This is a genomic window from uncultured Gilliamella sp. (genome assembly GCA_945271295.1).
Classification (GTDB): domain Bacteria; phylum Pseudomonadota; class Gammaproteobacteria; order Enterobacterales; family Orbaceae; genus Gilliamella.
On record CALYPG010000044.1, the window covers coordinates 1 to 5,575 of the forward strand.

Genomic DNA, 5,575 nt, shown 5'->3' on the forward strand with positions numbered 1-5,575 from the left:
ACAAACAATAATCAAACCACCAACGCCAATACCCCAAATAACTCAAATACGCCCATACTAACCAATTTATCCTCAAATGGCAAAGCGTGGTTTATTCATCCTGTGGCGATGGTGGGATATTTTAATATAAAAGAGGAGAAAAAAACTGAAACTTGGGATCGTATTACAAACTCAAGAATCGCATTATTACACCCAGCAATACGTCAGAATGCAATTAATTTTATCAACGATGTCGAAAGTAGTTTAAATGTACAGTTACGAGTTACTGATGGTTATAGAACTATTGAAGAACAAAATAAATTATATGATCAAGGTAGAAAGAATCCCGGCCCCATTGTGACAAAAGTTAAAGGTGGATATAGCTTTCATAATTATGGTTTAGCTATAGATGTGGTAAAAATATTAGATAAAAAGGCTATTTATTTGGATAGTACAAATCCAGATATGGCAGAGATAGTAAGAATAGCTAAATCATATGGCTCTTCCTGGGGAGGAGATTGGACAACATTTAAAGATTATCCTCATTTTGAATTTAAATTCGGTTTTACAACTACTCAACTTTTAGAAAAATATAATAATGGAGATCTTAATGATGAAGGTTATGTTAATGTTAACTAATATTTTTCTTTTTTTCTTATTTATTGGTTCTGCTAATGCAGATGTATACGAAACCCAGTCTTTTTCATCAGAAGGCGCTGAATTAAATTGTGATCATAAAAAAAATAAATCATTAATTATTAATGTCTATGGAGAAACATTTTCAAGTAAAATAAAAGTAATTAAAAATAAACCTAATAATTATAGCATCAATGCTAAATTTGATTATTATGATCTCCCAATATATGAAAAATTCCGAAATATTTTAAGTGTTAATTACGACTTTTATATTGAAAATAATCAGATAATTGAATCTTCTCTACTTCATTCAGATTTGAAACAAACAATTAATGATATTTATAAATCTATCAAAGAAATACTAAAAGAAGCTCATGAAAATAAGAAATGTTTATCATGGAATTTTGAGTAAATTATATATTTTATAGCCATTGATAAAAATTATGTAAATTGGGCATATGTTACAGCCGGTAATAAGTATGGTATACCGATAAAAGGCTGGGTAAATATCAAAAAAGAAGCCCAGGAACATATAAAACGCGTGACCCCCTGGCATTGGTCAGGATTTAATACCATAGAGGAGAAAGCGACGGTTGGTGAATTATCCAGTAAAACGGGAAAGAATAAAGTGGTTAGTTTGGATTTGGAAGACTACACACCCGTAATGTCGGCATTACACCGTATCTTAACGCAATCAACATTATATTCAACGCAACGTAAAAAACCACTTCCGCCTTTTACTTATGAATATTTAAAGGAAGGTTTACGCAGAAGTTGGACAGCAGAGCAGATAGGGCATTTACTATTAAAATATGAAAGTGAATGGTATGCCGATGAAGCATTAAGTAAATGGAATGAGATAGATGAATTATTTGAAGAAGAAAAACAACAACAAAAGGATATTATAGAAAAGCTGTTGATTGAGCATAATATAACCAAACCTAATGAACGAGAATATGCATTTGAAAAACTCGATGAAGCGCACGAAAATGTCAAATCAAATTGGCAAATTGAAAAAGAGCAACGCATCAAACCATCACTGTGGTGGAAAAAAGTTGCAGAGGCACAAGTAACAAACAATAATCAAACCACCAACGCCAATACCCCAAATAACTCAAATACGCCCAAACTGACTAATTTATCCTCAAACGGCAAAGTCTGGTTTATTCATCCTGTGGCGATGATGGGTTATTTTGCTGGAAACGAGATCCTCTTTCAAAAAGGAGATAAGCATGAAATTATTCGCGAAATCAATATCAGACTAGCTGGTTTTGGTGGTAACGTACCTACAGATGAATTCACAGACAGAACAGAAAAAATGATCAAACAATTCCAACATGATTATATGGAAGTCGAAGAAACGGGTGTTGTTGATATGGATGTTATAAAAGCGATTGATAAGTTTCAAGAGGAATACCCAATAGGAACATATTTTGAACAAGCTAAATGTCCATGTTCTACTCTTAAAAATCTCAAAGAAACAGCTTGTAATGGTTTTGGTATGGGTAAAAAAGATAATGGAAAAAAAGGATCACAGTATGCCTCTGGATATGAATATCCAGGAATACATCGTGTTTTATTTTGGATATTAAGGACTATTATATTTTATATTGAAAGTGATCAGAGATATTCGCACTTGACTCTTGACTCGGTATCATCTGGTTATAGATGTTGGGTAAATAATAATTATCGTAATAGAAGAAGTATTAATCATATGGGAAAAGCACTTGATATTCATATATTACTCAAAACAAAAAGTAAAGCATTACATACTAATGAAGAAAGAATTATTTACTGTGATTTAGTTCGTGATATTTTGACCGAAAAAACAAACGCTGAATATAGATGGTTTCATTCAAATGGTGTTGCTTTAGAAAATAGTTACACGAGATACCATCCTACTAGGGGGCGTGATAATAATAGTATAGCAAGTAATTGGGTTCATTATGATGTCCGAGTTTTTAAAAAAGAATTTTTGGCAGATCACTTTTTTGTACAAACTGTTAATGAAGTTAATGGTAAATCAATGATGAAACTTATAAAAAATATAGAAGGCCATTAAGATGACAAAAGCTATAACTATAATATTTAAAAAAAATATTTTATTAATCAAATTTATTTATTTAATTTGTATTTTTTTAGATTGTTTTTTTAATTACTCTTATGCACAAAAAAATGATATTGAGCAAAAATTTTGGATTTTGGATAGATATACCCAAAATTCTCATATAATTGAAAAAGATAATTATAACGATGATTTTTTAAATAATCTTCGTATCAAATTAATTAATAATACATTTTATATAAATGATAATAAATATTTAATTACGAAAGGAAAAGTGAATAATATCTCACAATTAGAGCTTGGAAACTTGTTATCCATTTCCGATATTGAACCATTCATTGCCCCAAATGGTGAAGTGAATTATTTACAGTTTGATTCTTCAATAGATGATAATTTAGCTAAATTGTTATTGCCGAAAAGGCGATTGATTTACATTAAAGATAGGTTATTATTCATTAATGAAGGTTTTGTTATGTCTTTTTTAAAGCCTTCTGACAAATATTCTTTTGAAAAAATAAATAAAAGTTTTCCATCTATTAATTTGCCTATTAATTCTAAATGCTCGTGTGATTTTGTAAAAAATGATAATTACAAAAACTATCCTCAAAACCTTTCAAGAAGTTTTATTAATTACTTAAGATTGTCAAACAATGACAATTTATATACTCAATTGAATAATTATATAATTAATATTAATGGTATAAAATTGCCTAAAATTTATAATATTATTAATCCGTTTTTAATAGATGCTACACAAGAAAATAAAGAGAAAATAATTTATCTTCATCTTTTTTCGGATAAATTTGAACTATTAGATAAAATTATTTTGGAGTCCCAATCTGGCTCAACAAGACATGATCCCGCAACAGGCGATCTGTCGTTGGGTTTTGTTTATTATAATATTGATAAAAATTATAAAATTGAACGTCGCCAACGTTTTGAGGATGAAACCATAGAAGTACAGCACCATCAAGTTACAAAAGAAGGGAAGTTTCAAGAGTTAGCTGTAACGTCTAATTGCTATAGTAAATTTGCCATTAAAGACAAAAAATTACATTCTACAAAAAGTTTATTATTAACCAGTCATCAAGCTAATAATTATTTACGTTTTGACGGTGGTGATTTATATGATCTTGACGATGTGACAATGACATTAAAACCGAATGAGAAACAGTTTTGTATTAACTATCAACAATCTTATCCAATCACATTTGGTAAAATCGATGCAAAGCAATTTTTTGGTGATGATGCATTTTATCAACAGCAAGTAGAAAATTTTAAAAAATATGATATCGATATTAGTAAGGAATTAGACTATATAACCTTTGATAAAATTGAAAATACACCACTGGCTAAGTTTTTACTAAATGGTAATCAGGCAATTTATATGAAAAATACCCTATTTATTGTAGGGAAAGACTATTTTGCATCTTACCGACAACCAACACCTGAAGAAGTCACTTATACAGAATATAAATAAAAAATTAATCATGATGATTTATATGAGACGGAAAAAGCGAAATAAAATATTTATGTAATAACAGATATTTATGAATGTTATTGAACAAGGTAAAAAATAGATTTTTAAATTAACATTATTAGTGGTTTTCCTGCTGATTATAAAGAGGCCCATCGTGTAAATACCCCCTAAAATAGTACAGCAAACAAGTAGAAAATTCTCTATGAAAAAAGCAAAAGAGGATTTGTATATGAAAAAAATGACAGAGCACCAAATTGTATCTATTTTAAAAGAAGCTGAAGCCAGCATTTTGGTTAAAGAACTTTGCCGAAAATATGCCATAGGGAACTCAACTTTTTACAAATGGCGAGAAAAATACGGTGGTATGGAAACCTCGATTATCAAGCGATTAAAGGAATTAGAAGCAGAAAATCGTAAGCTTAAACAAATGTTCGCTGAACTAAGTTTAAAATCACAGTTACAGGAAGAAATCATAAAAAAGCTGTAGTGCCAACTAAGGCTCGTAAGACATGGGCAGAGGAATTACAAACCACTAAATGCCTTACTATAGCCCTAAGTTGTGCAATTGTTGGCTTAAGTCGCTGTGCTTACTATTATCAACCTAAGTTACAGGATGATTCGAGATTATTTCAATACTCAATACGATTATCGACCAGCATTTACGTTGGGGTTTTCCTAAATGTTTTAATCGCATCAGAAAGCTTGGCTATAAATGGAACCATAAACGTGTATATCGGGTTTATTGTGAATTAAAACTTAATATCAATCAGGATAAAGCGGAAAAAACGTATTCCACCACGAAGTCCGGAAAAGTTATGCGTTGCCGATAAACAAGGTAAATGTTGGTCAATGGATTTTATGAGTGACAGCAGTCGAAATCAACGTAGATTTAGGACTTTTAATGTCATTGATGACTTTAATCGAGAGGCATTAGGTATAGATATAGCGGTGTGTTTACCAGCAAGAAGCGTGACCCGTTACCTCGACAAGTTGGCTGAGTATCATGGTTATCCATTAAAAGTAAGAGTAAATAATGGGCCGGAATTTACCGGAAACATATTCAATAACTGGGCAAAAGAACACGGCATAACTATAGATTACATCAATCCGGGAAGTTTTTATCAAAATGGCTATATTGAACGATTTAATCGTACTTATCGAACAGAAGTATTGGATTTATATCTTTTTAACAATTTGAAACAAGTAAGGAAAATAACTGAGGAGTGGTTAACCATTTATAATACCGAAAGACCCCATGAGGTATTAAATAATATGACGCCGATTGAATATAAAACACTAAAACACCCGGAGTAATTTTCTACGGGAATGGTGTACTAAGAATAGTGCATTTACAATAAAATGTAGTAGCTCAAACCTGATCTGACAGTTACCAGTTTTTTATAGGTGCCTGTCAG

Annotated in this window: 4 protein-coding genes and 1 pseudogene; all 5 read left to right on the forward strand. The window is 30.7% G+C overall.

Annotated elements, in window-relative coordinates:
* Positions 1-618: M15 family metallopeptidase (locus Q0K76_RS12820; protein WP_294616067.1), on the forward strand; the 618-nt coding region annotated here is incomplete at its 5' end.
* Positions 608-1,027 (forward strand): hypothetical protein, encoded by a 420-nt coding sequence (locus Q0K76_RS12825; protein ID WP_294616068.1) that lies wholly within the window; start codon positions 608-610, stop codon positions 1,025-1,027. The genes Q0K76_RS12820 and Q0K76_RS12825, both read left to right, overlap by 11 nt.
* Positions 1,028-1,156: 129 nt before the next feature.
* Positions 1,157-2,677, forward strand: a complete 1,521-nt coding sequence (locus tag Q0K76_RS12830) for a peptidoglycan-binding protein (RefSeq protein WP_294616069.1) — start codon at positions 1,157-1,159, stop codon at positions 2,675-2,677.
* A gap of 1 nt (position 2,678) precedes the next feature.
* The gene (locus Q0K76_RS12835; protein WP_294616070.1) at positions 2,679-4,160 is read left to right on the forward strand and encodes a hypothetical protein; all 1,482 of its coding nucleotides are present in this window, start codon (positions 2,679-2,681) and stop codon (positions 4,158-4,160) included.
* 229 nt (positions 4,161-4,389) lie between these two features.
* Positions 4,390-5,474 (forward strand): annotated as a pseudogene (locus Q0K76_RS12840) (IS3 family transposase).
* The last annotated feature ends 101 nt before the right edge of the window (positions 5,475-5,575 follow it).